General features: G+C 71.6%; 12 protein-coding genes. 6 read left to right on the top strand and 6 right to left on the bottom strand.

The window, feature by feature from the left end; all coding sequences use genetic code 11:
• Positions 1 to 174: 174 nt before the first annotated feature.
• Positions 175 to 669, bottom strand: a complete 495-nt coding sequence (locus L6E10_RS34895) for a DinB family protein (protein WP_236224413.1) — start codon at positions 667 to 669, stop codon at positions 175 to 177.
• 771 nt (positions 670 to 1,440) lie between these two features.
• On the opposite strand from L6E10_RS34895, the gene L6E10_RS34890 reads away from it, so the two are divergent.
• The 4 genes from L6E10_RS34890 (at position 1,441) to ligD (L6E10_RS34875) (ending at position 5,669) form a co-directional block, all read left to right on the top strand.
• Positions 1,441 to 2,418 carry a tyrosine-type recombinase/integrase gene (locus tag L6E10_RS34890; protein ID WP_236224412.1) on the top strand — a complete coding sequence of 326 codons (978 nt, stop codon included), beginning with the start codon at positions 1,441 to 1,443 and terminating at the stop codon, positions 2,416 to 2,418.
• A gap of 109 nt (positions 2,419 to 2,527) precedes the next feature.
• A complete protein-coding gene (locus L6E10_RS34885) occupies positions 2,528 to 3,349 on the top strand; it encodes a Ku protein (protein ID WP_236224411.1) in 822 nt (273 codons plus the stop codon).
• Positions 3,350 to 4,795 (top strand): non-homologous end-joining DNA ligase, encoded by a 1,446-nt coding sequence (gene ligD, locus L6E10_RS34880; RefSeq protein ID WP_236224410.1) that lies wholly within the window; start codon positions 3,350 to 3,352, stop codon positions 4,793 to 4,795.
• Positions 4,785 to 5,669: a non-homologous end-joining DNA ligase gene (gene ligD / locus L6E10_RS34875; protein WP_236224409.1), complete on the top strand. Its 885-nt coding sequence runs from the start codon at positions 4,785 to 4,787 to the stop codon at positions 5,667 to 5,669. Before ligD (L6E10_RS34880) ends, ligD (L6E10_RS34875) begins: the two co-directional genes overlap by 11 nt.
• 12 nt (positions 5,670 to 5,681) lie before the next feature.
• Here ligD (L6E10_RS34875) and L6E10_RS34870 read toward each other — a convergent pair whose 3' ends face one another.
• Complete coding sequence (locus L6E10_RS34870; protein ID WP_236224408.1) at positions 5,682 to 6,653, bottom strand: GlxA family transcriptional regulator; 972 nt, start codon at positions 6,651 to 6,653, stop codon at positions 5,682 to 5,684.
• 53 nt (positions 6,654 to 6,706) lie between these two features.
• Between L6E10_RS34870 and L6E10_RS34865 the strand changes: the two genes are divergently transcribed.
• Positions 6,707 to 7,090: a cupin domain-containing protein gene (locus L6E10_RS34865; RefSeq protein WP_236224407.1), complete on the top strand. Its 384-nt coding sequence runs from the start codon at positions 6,707 to 6,709 to the stop codon at positions 7,088 to 7,090.
• Between the two features lie 253 nt (positions 7,091 to 7,343).
• Complete coding sequence (locus L6E10_RS34860; protein WP_236224406.1) at positions 7,344 to 10,067, top strand: BTAD domain-containing putative transcriptional regulator; 2,724 nt, start codon at positions 7,344 to 7,346, stop codon at positions 10,065 to 10,067.
• A gap of 678 nt (positions 10,068 to 10,745) precedes the next feature.
• On the opposite strand, the gene L6E10_RS34855 is transcribed toward L6E10_RS34860, so the two are convergent.
• From L6E10_RS34855 to L6E10_RS34840, 4 genes are read right to left on the bottom strand one after another with little or no spacing between them, the layout of a single operon-like run.
• Entirely contained in the window at positions 10,746 to 12,296 is a 1,551-nt protein-coding gene (locus L6E10_RS34855; RefSeq protein ID WP_236224405.1) for an ATP-binding cassette domain-containing protein, read from the bottom strand.
• A complete protein-coding gene (locus L6E10_RS34850) occupies positions 12,293 to 13,120 on the bottom strand; it encodes an ABC transporter permease (protein ID WP_236224404.1) in 828 nt (275 codons plus the stop codon). The genes L6E10_RS34855 and L6E10_RS34850 overlap by 4 nt, the downstream gene beginning before the upstream one ends.
• A complete protein-coding gene (locus L6E10_RS34845) occupies positions 13,117 to 14,067 on the bottom strand; it encodes an ABC transporter permease (protein ID WP_374237590.1) in 951 nt (316 codons plus the stop codon). Before L6E10_RS34845 ends, L6E10_RS34850 begins: the two co-directional genes overlap by 4 nt.
• Complete coding sequence (locus tag L6E10_RS34840; protein WP_236224403.1) at positions 14,068 to 15,777, bottom strand: ABC transporter substrate-binding protein; 1,710 nt, start codon at positions 15,775 to 15,777, stop codon at positions 14,068 to 14,070. It lies immediately after the preceding gene.
• Positions 15,778 to 15,867: the final 90 nt, after the last annotated feature.

Below are 15,867 nucleotides of genomic sequence, written 5' to 3'. Positions count from 1 at the left end.
CAGGAAAAAGCCGTCCCACCCGGCCTCCTCCGCAGCCACCCCCAGCGACACCAGCACCGACGGATCACCCAGCGACTCACCGAACGAAGGAACATAGATCGCGTATCGCATGCCCCGAGTGTCCCAACCACCCCCGACAAGATCATCAACAAGAACCCGACCAGCGCAAACGACCTAACGACCCTCGCCGGTCGCCCCGTCGAGCTGCTCCCGCAGGATGTCCGCGTGACCCGCGTGCCGCGCCGTCTCCGTCGTCACGTGCACCAACACGTTGAACAACATCACGTCAGGACGCGGCCACCACGGCACATGACCGGGGGAGTCCACCGCCACAGCCCCGATCGTCGCGTCCGAATGCGCCCACACCCGCCGATAGCGCGCCACGATCTCCTCACGCGACTCCTGATCCGTCGCCCGCATGTCCTGACCTCGCGCCGACAGGTCGTCCCACCGCGGCATCGGCTCCGGGAACGGCCGGCCGAACACCTCACCGAAGTAACGCGACTCCGACAACGCCAGGTGCTTCACCAACCCCAGCAGGTTCGTGCCGGACGCGGTCAGCGGCCGCCGCACGTCCGCCTCGCCGAGCCCCTCGAGCTTCCACACCAGCACCTCGCGCAACTCACGCAGATCGCTGTGCAGGTACGCCTTCGCGAAGTCATCGATCATGGCCGAGCAGCCTGCCACCGCGGCCGCACGAGTCCCTAACGCCACGGTGACGAAAGGCGGGAATGCGCCGCCGAGAGAGCGGCAGGCGTCCGACGCCGGCGGTTCCGAGCAAGCCGGCGGACGGACGGGACGAGCGGCCGACGCGAAACGCCCGCAGAAGCCGTCTGGGCGAACCGGCGCGGTGCCGCCGGGTGTCGTCAGGGCCGGAGGCGCCGGAGGAGACCGCCGGGACGGCAGCGGAGGCGGGCCCGATCTCGGTTACTTGACATAATGTAGATTATCGGCGAAACGGTGACCTGCGAAGATCGCATCGGAAGGGGCTGGAACGCCCGTGTTGGCGCGTCTGCAAGGCGCAGCCGACGGGCAGGCCCGCTGCACTTGCAGACGCCTCAACATCAGATCCACGGCGATGTCGGAGCGCGGTCGACACCGACGTGTCATCAGTGAGACGTACGCGCGGGGGCGCCATTACGCTCACGATCCCCGACAAGTGACGCCGCCCGGTTCAGGGTCGTCCGGCCGCCTGGTCGATCCCGGCGAAACGGACATTTGATGCATAATGGCGATTATCCAGCACAGCGGACCTGGTGAACCTGCTCGCGCCGGCCGTTCCGCATGAACGCCGCGACGAAGCGCCGTCAGGGCCCCGCAGCGCTCTCCCGTTCGCTCGATCGTGATCGTCCGACGCTGGGGTGAAAACACCGTCGCCGCAGCTCACGCGGCTGCGCACCGTGCACCACTCCCCTCCCCTCGTGCGGAATTGTCGGTGCCGTGCGGTACAAGATCCATATGCACGTGCTCGCCGCCCAGGACGCCTTCTTCCTCGCCCGCCGGACCCGCAAGGACTCGCCGCACACCACGGCCGCCTACCAGCGGGATCTCGCCGGCGTGAACGCGCTGCTGGCCGAGACCCTCTCCTGCCCCGTCGAGGACCTGACCACCGCGCACCTCAGCGGGTCGCACCTGCGGCAGGCCTTCGGGTTGTTCGCGGACACGCACGCCAAGAGCTCGGTGCTGCGGGCGTGGTCGACGTGGAACCAGTTCCTGACGTTCTGCGTGGCCGAGGACCTGATCGCCGGCAACCCGATGGGGGCGGTCGCCCGGCCGAAGACGCCGCCGCTGGTGCCGAAGCCGCTGCGGGGTGAGGACACGCCCGAGCAGTTGCTGACGGCCGCGGCGGAGGGGGCGCGGAAGGGGCGTGACCCGTGGCCGGAGCGGGACGTGCTGGTGATCGCGCTGGGGTTGGTGGCGGGGTTGCGCAGTGCGGAGATGCGGACGTTGACGCTGGCGTCGATCGTGGGCCGGGAGGGTGACCGGCGGTTGCACGTGAAGGGCAAGGGCAACCGGGACCGGTCGGTGCCGATCGAGCCGCCGATGGAGCGGATCGTGGAGGCGTACCTGCAGAGCTGCAAGCGGCGGTTTCCGCAGGGGCGGTTCGACCGGGACAGCGCGTTGCTGCGGGATCGGCACGGTGAGCCGATCGGGCGGGGTGGGCTGGAGTACCTGGTGAAGTCGTGTTTCCGGTGGGCGGGGTTGCACGACCGGGTGCCGACGGGGGCGAATCTGCACGCGTTGCGGCACACGTTCGCGACGCGGCTGGCCGAGGACGGGGCGAGTGCGAGCGAGATCATGGCTTTGCTGGGGCATGCGAGTCTGGCGACGAGTCAGAACTACATCGAGGCGACGGCGCGGGAGCGTCGGGCGGCGGTGGCGAGCAACAGGACGTATCGGGCGTTGAAGGACATGTAGTCCGGGATCGTCCGGTGGGCCGGGTCGGGGGTCGCCCGGTTGCCGGGCAGGTGGGCCGAGTGGGTGACCTGGTGGTGCGGAAACCGCATTTCAGGGGTACTCAATGAGGATGAGATCCGTGTGGCGTGGGGCCATCTCGTTCGGCTTGGTGACGATCGCCGTGCGTCTTTACACGGCTGTGGAGGAGCACGACTTCCGGTTCAACCAGGTGCACCGGGAGGACGGCGGGCGCATCAAGTACAAGCGCGTCTGTTCGGTGTGCGGTGAAGAGGTCGAGTATTCGGACATCACCAAGGGCTACGAGTTGGACGACGGCCGGATGGTGATCATGGAGAACGAGGACTTCGAGAAGTTGCCGGTGAAGACCGACAAGTCGATCGACGTCCTGGAGTTCGTGCCGGCGGAGGAGATCGATCCGATCTACTTCCAGAAGACCTATTACCTGGAGCCGGACAAGGCTGCGGCGCGGCCGTACGTGTTGCTCAGGGATGCGTTGGTGAAGACGGGTCAGCTGGCGGTTGTGAAGATCACGATCCGGCAGAAGGAGACGTTGGCGACGATCCGGGCGCGGGATGACGTGCTGGTGATGCACACGATGTTGTGGCCGGACGAGATCCGCAAGGCGGAGTTCGACTTCCTGGATTCGGACGTGGAGGTGCGGCCGCAGGAGTTGAAGATGGCGACGTCGCTGGTGGAGTCGATGGCGGGTGACTTCGATCCGGGCACGTTCACCGATGACTACCGGGACGCTCTGGAGAAGGTGATCGCGGCGAAGGCGGAGGGTGCGGAGTTGCCCGAGCAGCCGGAGGCCGAGGACAAGGGTGATGTCATCGATTTGATGACGGCTCTGGAGCGCAGTGTGGAGAAGGCGAAGGCGGGGCGGAAGGGCGCGAAGAAGGCGGCTCCGAAGAAGAAGGCTTCGTCGGCGTAGATGGCCGGGCTCGAGGAGTACCGGCGCAAGCGGGATCCGGGGCGGACTCCGGAGCCCGTGCCTGCTGCTGCGGATGTGTTGCCGAGGGGTGGCGATGACACGTTCGTGATCCAGGAGCACCACGCGAGCAGTCTGCATTGGGATGTGCGGCTGGAGCGTGACGGGGTGTTGGTGTCGTGGGCGGTGCCGAAGGGGTTGCCGCCGACGACTGATGTGGTGCGGCTGGCTGTGCACACCGAGGATCACCCGTTGGAGTACGCCGAGTTCTCGGGTGAGATTCCGAGGGGTGAGTACGGCGGCGGTGAGATGTTCATCTGGGATCGCGGCCGGTACGAGACGGTGAAGTGGTCGGACCGCGAGGTCGACGTGGTGTTGCACGGTGAGCGGGCCCGGGGTCAGTTCGTGTTCTTCCGGTCGGGTGCGGAGGGCAGGAACTGGATGGTGAAGCGGCGGCATGCGGCGGTGCGGCCGGATTGGCAGGTGTTGCCGGAGCAGGTCAAGCCGATGCTGGCGGTGCCGGGGCCTCTTCCCTCCGATGATGACGGCCAGTGGGCGTACGAGTTCAAGTGGGACGGGGTGCGGGCGGTCCTGCGGGTGGAGGGTGGCCGGGTGCAGGCGTGGTCGCGGTTGGGCAACGAGATCACGGTGGCGTATCCGGAGTTGCAGGGTGTGGGTGAGCAGCTGGGGTCGACGGAGGCGTTGCTGGACGGGGAGATCGTGGCGTTGCGGGATGGGCGGCCGAGTTTCAGCGCGTTGCAGAACAGGATGCACGTGAGCAAGTCGGATGCGGCTCGGCGGGCGGCGCGGCAGTACCCGGTGACGTTGTTGTTGTTCGACCTGTTGCACCTGGATGGCACGTCGCTTCTGGGTTTGCCGTTTTATCGGCGTCGTGAGTTGTTGCGGGGGTTGGAGTTGAGGGGGCCGCATTGGCTGACTCCCCCGTCGTACGACGAGGACGGGGCGTCGGTGCTGGCGGCGAGCCGGGAGCAGGGTCTCGAGGGTGTGGTGGCGAAGCGGCTGGATTCGGTGTACCAGCCGGGGGCGCGGTCGCCGGTGTGGCGCAAGATCACGGATCTGATGGCGCAGGAGGTGGTGATCGGCGGCTGGCGGATGGGTGAGGGCAAGCGGGCCGGGGTGATCGGCGCGTTGTTGCTGGGTATTCCGCAGGACGGTGGGCTGGCGTTCGCGGGTTCGGTGGGGACCGGGTTCAACGACGCGGAGCTGGCGGTGCTGACGCCGCGGTTGGAGGCGTTGGCGCGGCGGTCGTCGCCGTTCGTGACGGAGATGCCGAGGGAGAGGTCGAGGGGCGCGAGGTGGGTGGAGCCGGAGCTGGTGGCGGAGGTGGTGTTCCGGCAGTGGACGCCGGACGGGCGGATGCGGTTCCCGGCGTGGCGGGGGTTGCGGCCGGACAAGTCTCCCGGGGAGGTGCGGCGGGGTGAGCGGTGAGGTGCCGAAAGAGGTCGTGGTGCGGGTCGAGGACCGGGTGCTGAAGCTGACGAACCTGGACAAGGTGCTGTATCCGGGGTTCGGGTTCACCAAGGGTGAGGTGATCGACTACTACACGCGGATCGCGCCGGTGCTGCTGCCTCATCTGAAGGATCGTCCGGTGACGTTGAAGCGGTATCCGAACGGTGTGGACGGGAAGTGGTTCTTCGAGAAGAACGCGCCGGAGCGCCGTCCGGAGTGGGTGCGGACGGTGCGGTTGGAGTCGCCGGGCAGCACGAAGGGCAACGAGTCGGTCAACTACGTGATGGTGGACGAGTTGGCGACGTTGGTGTGGCTGGCGAATTTGGCGGCGTTGGAGTTGCACGTGCCGCAGTGGACGGTGGGGCCGCGTGGGGGTAAGCGGGATCCGGATCTGCTGGTGTTCGACCTGGATCCGGGTGCGCCGGCGACGGTGGTGGAGTGTGCGCGGGTGGCGGAGCGGATCCGGGTGGTGCTCGACGACGACGGGGTGGACTCGTGGGTGAAGACGTCGGGGAACAAGGGGATGCAGATGTACGCGTACGCGCCGGCGAAGGACACGTCGGAGTACGCGCGGGCGGTGGCGTTGCGGTTGTCGAGGGAGATGCCGGAGCTGGTGGTGGCGACGATGGCGAAGGCGCAGCGTCCGGGGAGGGTGTTGATCGACTGGTCGCAGAACAACCCGGCGAAGACGACGGTGGCGCCGTATTCGTTGCGGGCTCGTGAGCGGCCGGCGGTGTCGACGCCGGTGACGTGGGACGAGGTCGAGGAGTGCGAGGTCGTGGAGGACCTGGTGTTCACGGCGGATGAGGTGCTGGAGCGGGTCGGGGTCGTCGGGGACCTGTTCGGGAGTTGATGGTGTGGCGGGTCAGTGCGGGGGTGCCGGGCTGAAGCGGCGTCGGTAGTCGGAGGGGGTGAGGCCGGTTTCGCGGCGCAGGACGGTGCGGAGGTTGGCGGTGGTGCCGAGGCCGGTGCGGCGGGCGATGACCTCGAGGCGCCTCTCCCCCAGTTCGATCAGGCGGCGGGCCAGCGTGACGCGTTCGGCGGTGAGCCACGCGAGGGGTGTGGTGCCGAGTTGTGCCTGGAAGCGGCGGTGCAGGGTGGCGGGGCTGACGGCGGCGCGGGCGGCGAGCGCACCGACGGTGAGCGGGGTGTCGAGGTGGTGCTGGGCCCAGGCGAGGACGGGGGCGAGGGATTCGTCGGGCAGGTCGGGGACGGGGCGTTCGACGAACTGGCGCTGTCCTCCGTCGCGGTGGGCGGCGAAGACGAGGCGGCGGCTGACGGAGTGGGCGGTTTCGGCGCCGTGGTCGCGGCGTACGAGGTGCAGGCCGAGGTCGAGGGCGGCGGCGCTGCCGGCGGAGGTGAGGATGTCGCCGTCGTCGACGAAGAGGACGTCGGGTTCGAGGTGGACGTGGGGGAAGCGGGTGCGGAACTCGCCGGTCCACTGCCAGTGGGCGGTGGCGCGGCGGCCGTCGAGGACGCCTGCTTCGGCGAGGGTGAAGGCGCCGCTGCAGAAGCCGACGAGGCGGGTTCGGCGGGCGTGGGCGCGGCGGACGGTGTCGAGGACGTCGGGGCGGCGGGGTGTGTCGACGTCGGGTCGGTTGGGGACGATGAGGGTGTCGGCGGTGTCGGCGAGGGTGAGGTCGGCGACGCCGGTGAGGGTGAAGAAGCCGTCGCGCATGAGCGTGTGCGGGTCGGGTGAGCAGAGGCGGAAGTCGTAGAGCCGGCCGCCGAGTTCGGGGCGGTGCAGGCCGAAGATCTCGGTGGCGCAGCCGAGTTCGAACGGGTTGGAGTTCTCGTCGACGATCACGACGACGCGGTGCGAGGATTCTTGCGGCATGTGCGATTCCTAGCACTCACGGTCGTGTGGTGGCATGCGCGAGGGTCGTCTGCATGAATCCCATCGCTTTGGATGACGCCCTGGCTTTGTTCGACGTCCTGTGGAGTCCTCGGATCGTCACGCGTGTCAACGACTACGACGTGCGGATCGCGAAGGTCGAGGGTGAGCACGTGTGGCACGTGCACGACCACACCGACGAGTTCTTCCTGGTGCTGCGCGGCGAGTTGCGGATCGTGCTGCGTGAGGAGTCCGGGGAGCGCACGGTCGTGCTGCCGCGGGGTGCGGTGTTCACCGTGCCTCGCGGGACTTACCACAAGCCGGTCTCCCCCGGTGGTGCGTCGATCTTGATGTTCGAGCCGTCGGGGACGCTCACGGTCGGTGACCGCCATGACGAGGTTCCCGGTCATGTGGACGCGACGACGGGGCACGAGCTGTGACGCGGGTCAGCCCAGGCGCAGGACGAGCTCCTGTGGCCGAACAGTGTGATGCCAGGCCCAGGGCGGTGCCGACCGTGATCATGGGTCTCGTGCCGGGTTGTCTCCGTTCGTGAGTTCGTCCCGACCGAACGGAAGCAGTCCGCACGTGGCGGAGCTGATATGCGGCGTCACCGGGATGCGTCGACGGTCGGCCTGATCGGCCCGGCTCCCGTTTCGCCCGTGCGGAGCGCGTGGCTGGGGAACAATCTTGCCCGTGAGGTTCGGGGTGCTCGGTCCGGTGCTGGTCGACGGTGTGGGGGTGGCGGCGCCGCGGCAACGCGCCCTGCTGGCGATGCTGGTGTTGGGCGCCGGGCGGGTCGTGGGCCGCGATGAGCTGATCGGCGGCTTGTACGCCGAGCCTCCCGCCGGGGCGGCCAACGCCCTGCAGTCGCAGGTCTCGCGGCTGCGGCGCACCGTGCCGGGCCTGGTCGTCGAGCACCACCCCGCGGGGTACCGGCTCGTCGCCGATCCGGCCGAGGCCGACCACCGGCGGTGCCGCGACCTGCTGGCCGCCGGACGGGCGGCCGAGGCGCTGGCGTTGTGGCGCGGGCCCGCGCTCGCCGATGTCGAGGCGCCGTTCGCGCAGGTCGCGCGGCAGGGGTTGACGGAGCTGCTGATCGACTGCGCGATCGCGGGCGGCACGACGGCCCAGTTGGGCGACCTGCTCGCCGGGCACCCGTTGCGCGAGGACCTGCGGGCGGCGCTGATCCGGGCCCTGCACCGCGACGGGCGGCAGAGCGAGGCGCTGGAGGTGTTCGCGCGGGGCCGTGAGCTGCTGGCCGACGAGCTCGGGGTCGACCCCTCCCCCGTGCTGGCCGCCGCGCACCTGGCGGTGCTGCGCGCGCAGGCGCCGCACCGGGGTGTGCCCGCTCAGCTGACCAGCTTCGTCGGCCGGGACGACGACCTGCGTCGCGTCGCCCGGTCGCTGCGGGAGTCGCGGCTGGTCACGCTCACCGGCCCCGGCGGCACGGGCAAGACCCGGCTGGCGGTGGAGGTCGCGCACCGCGAACCGGGCGAGGTGGCGTTCGTCGATCTCAGCGCCACCACCGACGTCGCCCGCGCGCTGCTCGACGGCATCGGTGTGCGCGAGGCCGGGCTGTTGCCGGCGGGACCGGTCGGTGCCGAGGCGCGGCTGCGCGAAGCGCTCGCGGCCCGCGAGGTCGTGCTGGTCGTCGACAACTGCGAACACGTCGTCGAGGAGGCCGCCCGCGTGCTCGGCGGTGTGCTCGCCGCCTGCCCGGACGTGCGGTTCCTCGCGACCAGCCGCGAAGCGCTCGGGATCACCGGTGAGACGCTGAGCCCCGTGGGCGCGCTGGACGACGCCGCCGCCACCCGCCTGTTCCTCGACCGCGCCCGGGCCGTGCGGCCCGGCTTCACCGCCGACCCCGCCCTGGTCGCGGAGGTGTGCCGCCGCCTCGACGGCATCGCTCTGGCCGTCGAGCTGGCCGCCGCCCGCGTCCGGTCCCTGCCGCTCGCCGAGATCCTCGCCCGCCTGGACGACCGGTTCCGGCTGCTGTCGCGGGGCAGCCGCACCGCCGTGCCCCGCCACCGCACCCTGCACGCCGTCGTGGAGTGGAGCTGGGAGCTGCTGACCCCCGCCGAACGCGACCTCGCCGCCCGCTTCACCGTCTTCAGCGGTGGCGCGACCCTCGACGCCGTGCTGCGGGTGTGCGGGTCCGACGTCGACACCCTGACGTCGCTGGTGGACAAGTCCCTCGTCGAGGTCACCGGCGAGCGCTACCGGATGCTCGACACGATCCGCGCGTTCTGCGCGGAGCACGCGCCGGACCTGCGCGAGCGGCACGCCCGCTGGTTTCTCGCCTGCGTCCAGCAGGCCGAGCCGCACCTGCGCGCGCACGAGCAGATCGGGTGGCTGGCGCGGCTCACCGCCGAGCACGACAACCTCGCCGCGGCGCTCACCTGGGCCACCACGGGCGACCTCGGTCTCGCCTTGGAGCTGGTCGCGGCGCTGGCGACCTACTACTGGTGCCGGGGGCTGCGCACCGAAGCGGCCCGCCACGCCGACGCCGTGCTGCACGCGTGCGGCGAGAATCCGCCTTCTGGCCGTGAGCAGGAGTACGTGCTGTGCCTGCTGCTGGCCTGGCCCGTCGCCACCGGCGACCAGAGCGCGCGCATCCGGCAGGCCGGCGTCCTGCTCACGGCCCTCGACGTCCCGCCGCGCTACCCGATCATGACGATGCTGTGGGGCATGGCGCTCGGTGCGCCGGAGAACGATTCCGAGGTCCGGTACCACCGCGCCAGGTTGCTGGGCGACGACCCGTGGAGCGCGGCGCTCGCGCTGGTCGGTGACGGGCTGCTGGCCCGCATGGGCGGGGACGTGGCCACGGCCGTGGAACTGCTGCGCCGGGGCGCGGAGGCGTTCACGCGGGTGGGTGACCGGTGGGGTGCGGCGCTGGCGTTCACCCAGCTCGCCGAGATCGCCCTGGCCGGGGGTGACGCCGTGCACGCCCTGCGGCACGTCGAACGGGCCCGCGCGCTGCTCACCGAGCTCGGCGCCACCGAGGACACCGCCGAAGCCGTCTGCGGCAGGGCCCGGGCGAGGCTGGTCGCCGGTGACCTCGACGGCGCCCGGGCCGATTTCGTCCTCGCGCTCGGCCTGGCCCGCCGTGCCGGGGCACCGCTCGTGCGCGCGGGAGCCCACCTCGGTCTGGCCGGGCTCGCCCGCCTCACCGGGGACTTCGAGACCGCCTGGCAGGAGTGCGACCGGGCGTGGGAGCTGTGTCCGGGCGGCTGGTACGGGCCCGACGAGATGCGCTGCCACATCGCGGTCGAGCGGGGCCGCGTCGCCCGCCGCGCGGGCGATCCCGAGCAGGCCCGCCGGCACTTCGAGGACGCCCTGGCGCGGGCGCGGGCACAGCGCAACCGGGTAACCGAGCACGCCGTGCGCGCGGAACTCGCCTCCTCGGCCGTGCCCTGAGCCGCCGCCACCACAGCCACGGCGGCAGCCGGTGGTGCGCGACGAACGTCCACAGGTCGTCCTCGGCGGCGTCGTGGGGATGGCGGCGCAGCACCTGCAGGCATTCCCGCGACACCACGCCGTGCCGCCGCGCCACGTGCGCCAGCGCCGTCGCGCCCTGCCCGCGCACCTCGAGGCGGTTGTGGTCCAGGGCCCGCGCCACGCGGGGTAGCACGGCCCACGGGTCGGGGTGCGACAGGGCCAGGCCGATCACCGACACCCCCGCCAGGTCCTCGTCGCGGTCCAGCGCCGCGTCGACGTCCTCGGGGCGCGCGGTGCCCATCACCGCGGCGTGGCTGCGCCAGTCCACGCCCTCGCCCCGCTGTGCGCGCTCCAGCAGGAACCGCCTGCGGCCGTCCGAGCGCTCACCGGTGCCCGCCCAGTCCGCGGCCAGGTAGCGCCACACGGCGGTGGTGTCGGCGCGGGTGGTCGCGGCGAGCACCCGGCACAGCGCCAGCACGTGCGCGGCATCGGTGGCTCCGGCGAGCTCCTCCAGCACGCCGGGCGGGCGGCCCAGGTCGTGCCACGCCATCGCCGCGAGCGCCGCCGCCCCGGCGGCGTCCACCCAGCCGTCCGCGCCGCCCCGGCCGATCTCGGCGGGCGTCAGGCAGGCCCGGTGGCGGGCGTGTCCGGCCGGGATCACCCGGCGTCCCGCGGCCCGAGCACCGGCACCGCGGCCAGCAGGGCGCGGGTGTAGTCGTGAGCGGGGGTGAGGAGGACTTCTTCGGCTGGGCCTTGTTCCACGATGTTCCCCTGGTGCATCACCGCGACCCGGTCGGCGATCTGCCACGCCAGCCCTAGGTCGTGCGTGATGAGCAATGATGCAAGGCCCAGTTCGCGGCGCAACCGCAGCAGCAGTGCCACGACCTCCCCGCGCACGGAGGCGTCCAGCGACGCGACGGGCTCGTCGGCCACCAGCAGACGGGGCCGCAGCACCAGTGCCCCGGCGATCACCACCCGCTGCTGCTGGCCCCCGGACAGCTCGTGCGGCAGCGACCGCAGGTACAGGCTCGCCGGGCGCAGCTCCGCCCGTTCCACAGCGGCTGTGACCTGCGCTTCCTCGTCCTCGCGCAGCCCGTGCACCCGCAGGCCCTCCGCGACCGCCTCGAACACCGTGTGCCGCGGGTCGAGCGCGCTGGAAGGATCTTGCAGCACCAGCTGGACCTGGCGCCGGAACGCCTTGAGCGCCCTGCCCCCGCGCGGCACCTCCGCCCCGTCGAAGATCACCCGACCGGAGGACGGCCGGCGCAGCCCCATGATGGTGCGGGCGAGGGTCGTCTTGCCGGAGCCGGACTGCCCGACCAGCGCCACGACCTCGCCGTGCCCGACGGTCAGGTCCACCCCGTCGACCGCGCGCGTGCGGCCGTAGTCGACCACCAGGTCCCGCACCCGCAGCAGCGGCTGCGGCGCCGGCCGGGGTTCGGCCCAGCGGTGCCGCCGGTCGCCGATCACCGGGAACGCCGCCGTCAGCGCCGCGGTGTGCGGGTGGCGCGGGTTCGCGACCACCTCCCGCGTGCGGCCGCGTTCCACCAGCCGGCCGTGCTGCATCACCGCGAGGTCCTCGCACGTCTGCGCGAGCACCGACAGGTCGTGGCTGATCATCAGCAGCGCCAGGTCCCGCTCGGCCACCAGCCGCGTCATCAGCGCCAGCACCTGCGCCTGCACGACGACGTCCAGCGCGGTGGTCGGTTCGTCGGCGATCACCAGCCGCGGCCCGCACGCCAGCGCCATCGCGATCATGATCCGCTGCTTCTGCCCGCCGGAGAGCTCGTGCGGGTAGGCCCGTGCCTTCCGGCGCGGCAGCTCCACCTGCTCCAGCAGCTCGTCCACGCTGCCGGGCGTGCCGTGCAGGCGCATCGGCTCGGCGATCTGCTCACCCACGCGCCGCACCGGGTTGAGCGCGTGCATCGCCCCCTGGAACACCACCGACGCCGACGCCCACCGCACCGCCCGCAGCCGGCCCCACGACATCGTCCGCACGTCCTCGCCGTCGAGCAGCACCTGCCCGTCGACCCGCGCCGTCCTGGGCAGCAGCCGCAGCACCGACATCGCTACCGTCGACTTGCCCGACCCCGACTCCCCCGCCAGCCCGAGCGTCCGCCCCGGCGCCAGCACCAGGTCCACGTCGTCGACGACGCGTTTCGGTCCGTAGTGGACGGTGAGGTTCCTCAGCTCCAGCACCGGCTTCACCTCCTCGGCGTCACGACGGCTTCGAGCGCGCGCCCCACGAGCGTGAACGCCAGCACCACGGCCACGATCGCCAGTCCCGGTGGCAGCAGGAACCACCACGCCCCCTGCGGCACCGCCCCGTGCAGCTGCGCCTGGTGCAGCATCGCGCCCCACGAGATCCGCGCCGGGTCACCCAGCCCCAGAAACGCCAGCGTCGACTCCGCCACGATCGCCGACGCCACCGCCAGTGTCGCGTTGACCAGCACCAGCGGCACCACCGACGGCAGCACGTGCCGCGCGATCACGTGCGCGTGACCGCCGCCCAGCGCCCGTGCGCGTTCCACGAACGGACGCGCCTCGATCGTCAGCGTCTGCGCCCGCACCATCCGCGCCGTCGACGGCCAGCTGGTCAGGCCGATCGCGAGGATGATCGTGCCCAGGCCGCGCGGCAGCACCGTCGACAACGCGATCGCCAGCACCAGCGCGGGCAGCACCAGGAAGAAGTCCGTCACCCGCAGCAGCACCCCCGCCGGCAGGCCGCCGAAGTGACCGCTCACGACCCCCACGGCCGTGCCGATGCCCACCGCCAGCACCGCCGCCGTCAGCCCCACGAACAACGACGTCCCCGCCCCCTGGACCAGCAGCAGCGCCACCGACCGGCCGGTGTGGTCGGTGCCCAGCCAGTGCCGCGCGTCCGGCGCCTGCCACGGCGCCGCCGTCACCCGCGTGACGTCCAAGGCCCCCGGATCGATCAGCAGCGGCGCGACGACGGCGACCACGGCCGCCACGGCCAGCACCGCCGCGCCCGCCACCCCCGAGCGGTGCGTGAGGAACTTCGCGCTCATACGACCTTCACCCGTGGATCCAGGACACCGTGCAACACGTCGGCCAGCAGGTTCATCACCACGACCGCGCCCGCCGTCACGACCAGCAACCCCTGCAGCAGGAAGTAGTCCGGGCCCGTCAGCGCGTCGTAGAACAGCAACCCCAGGCCCGGCCACGAGAACACCGTCTCCGTCGTGATCGCCCCCGACACCACCAGCCCGAACCGCAGGAACACCAGCGTGATCGCCGGCAGCACCGCGTTCGGCACGGCGTGGCGCCGCCGCACCAGGTCGTCGCGCAGCCCCTTGGCCCGCGCCGTCGTCAGGTAGGGGGCGTGCAGCTCCTCCAGCAACGACGACCGCATCACCAGCGCGTACTCCGCGCACACCACCGCCACCAGCGTGATCGACGGCAGCACCAGGTGGTGACCGACGTCGAGCGCCTGCGAGAGGAAGTCCGGCGCCGTGTCGGTGTCGCGCATGCCCCCCGACGGGAACAGGTCCCCCGTCACCATCATCAGCAGCATGCCCAGCCAGAACGTCGGCACCGCCCACAGCGTCAGCGACACCCCCGTCGTGACCCGGTCGAACGCCGAGCCGCGCCGCCACGCCGCCAGCACCCCGAGCCACAACCCCAGCGCCACCGCGATCACCGTCGACGTGCCCACCAGCAGCAGCGTCGGCCCCAGCCGCTCGAGGACCACCTCGGCCACCGGGCGGCGGAACGTGAACGAGGTGCCCAGGTCGCCGCGCAGCAGCGCGGTGAAGTAGCTGGAGAACTGCTCGTGCAGCGGGCGGTCCAGGCCGAACTGCGCCCGCAGCGCGGCCTGGGCCTCCGGTGTCGTCGGCCTGCCGCGCGTCATCGACACCACCGGGTCGCCGGGCACCACCCGGAACAGGAAGAACCCCAGCACCGCCACCATCAGCAGGCTGAGCGCGGCCCCACCGGCCCGACCGAGCAGACGCACCTACTCGCGCTCCTCGGCCGTGGCCCTGCGCCGCCGTGTCACCAGCACCACCGCCAGCGCCAGCACCACGACCACCGCGCCGCCGATGGCGAGCCCGATCCACCGCGAGCCCCGCGCCCGGGCGACGCGCTCGGCCGGTTCGGCGCCGTAGTAGCCCCACATGCCGTTCTGCGCCATGATCACACCGCCCTGCGCGGGCTGCGTCGTGAACCGCGTGAAGCGGTCGGACCGGTAGCCCTCCAGCGCGTTGTCGTAGGCCAGCACCACCGCGGGCACCTGGTCGTGGAACCGCGCCTGCAGCTGCTTGACGAGCTCCACGCGCTTGTCCTCGTCGAACTCCGAGAGCTGCCGGGCGTAGAGCCGGTCGTAGGTCTCGTCGCAGAAGTAGGTGTCGGTGGTGCCGCCCTTGCCGTCCGCTCCCGGCCGCTGCGCACAGGTGTGCAGGCCGAGGATGAAGTCGGGGTCGATGTTGGCCGACCAGCCCGAGAACGCCAGGTCGTAGGTCGCGGCGGTGGTGGCCTCGTTGAGCTGGTTGTCCGACACCAGCCGCACGTCCAGCGCGATGCCCACGTCGCTCATCGACCGCTTGAGGTACTCGCCGGCCTGCTCGTCGTAGGCGCGCCCGGCCCGGCCGATCAGCCGCAGCGCGAACCGGGTGCCGTCGGCGCCGCGCGGGAACCCGGCGGCGTCGAGCGCCGCGCCGGCCGCGGCCGGGTCGAACGGGCGCTGCGCGGAGGCCTCCGGGCGCCAGTGCCACTTGCCGAACACCGGCGGCACCAGCCCGGCGCCCTTCTCCGCGTAGCCGAGGTTCACCCGCTGCACCAGCGCGTCGAGGTCGATCGCCTGCGCGAGCGCCCGGCGGACCCGCACGTCGCGCAGCGCGGGGTGCCCGTCGCCGATCGGCACGCCGGTGCGGGTCTGCGCGCCGGGGTTGATCATCAGCTCGGTGAAGCGGCGGCCCTGCGCCTTGTTGCGCGTGACGCCCGGCTTGCCCTGCAGCGAGTCGAACTGCGCCGGCGCCATCCGGTTGACCAGGTCGACCTCGCCCTTGGCCAGCGCCTGCACCGCCGCGTCGGAGTTCTGGAAGTACACGAAGTGCAGCTCGTCGACCTTCGGCGCGCCCCGCCAGTAGGTCCGGTTGGCCCTGAGCTTGATGAACTGCCCCGCCACGTGCTCGGTGAGCACGAACGGCCCCGACCCGACCACCGGCATCGCGTCGTTGGCGTGGTCCTTGACGCTGCCGACCTTCTCCCACACGTGCCTGGGCACGATCGGCACGTCCAGCGCCAGCATCGTCACCTGCGGCGTCTTCGTCCGGATCACCACCGTCCGGTCGTCGGGCGCGGTGACCGACGCGAAGTTGGTGACGAAGCTGCCGTTGGCGGTGCGGGCCACCTCGTCGGTCAGCATCAGGTTGTAGGTGAACGCGACGTCGTGCGCCGTGATGGGCGCCCCGTCGGACCACTTCTTGCCGTCGGGGACGGTGAAGGTCCAGGTGAGCTTGTCCGCCGAGGACTCCCACCTGTTCGCCAGGCCCTCGGTGACCGCCTGGTCCGCCGCGGTGTAGGCGGTGAGCGGGTCGTACATCAACCGGCCGACCTCGGTGCTCGACTGGAACACCGCGAGGAACGGGTTCAGCGAGTCGATCTGCTGCACGATCGCGACCTTGAGGACCACCGGTGGCCGCGCCGGCGCGGGCGGCGCCGACACCACCAGAAACGTTGCTGCTGCAAGCAATGCACCCAACTTCACCCGCACGAAATCCCCTCTTCCCCGGCAGTGCGCCGCTAACTTACCGAG

The organism is Lentzea sp. CC55, assembly GCF_021056325.1.
In the GTDB taxonomy this organism is placed as follows: Bacteria; Actinomycetota; Actinomycetes; order Mycobacteriales; family Pseudonocardiaceae; genus Lentzea; species Lentzea jiangxiensis.
This window is presented reverse-complemented; position numbering and strand designations above follow the sequence as displayed.

Coding starts and splice junctions, on each gene's coding strand:
- L6E10_RS34850 (WP_236224404.1), bottom strand. CDS start 13,120: ATGAGCGCGAAGTTCCTCACGCACCGCTCGGGGGTGGCGGGCGCGGCG.
- L6E10_RS34865 (WP_236224407.1), top strand. CDS start 6,707: ATGAATCCCATCGCTTTGGATGACGCCCTGGCTTTGTTCGACGTCCTG.
- L6E10_RS34870 (WP_236224408.1), bottom strand. CDS start 6,653: ATGCCGCAAGAATCCTCGCACCGCGTCGTCGTGATCGTCGACGAGAAC.
- L6E10_RS34895 (WP_236224413.1), bottom strand. CDS start 669: ATGATCGATGACTTCGCGAAGGCGTACCTGCACAGCGATCTGCGTGAG.
- L6E10_RS34885 (WP_236224411.1), top strand. CDS start 2,528: ATGAGATCCGTGTGGCGTGGGGCCATCTCGTTCGGCTTGGTGACGATC.
- ligD (WP_236224410.1), top strand. CDS start 3,350: ATGGCCGGGCTCGAGGAGTACCGGCGCAAGCGGGATCCGGGGCGGACT.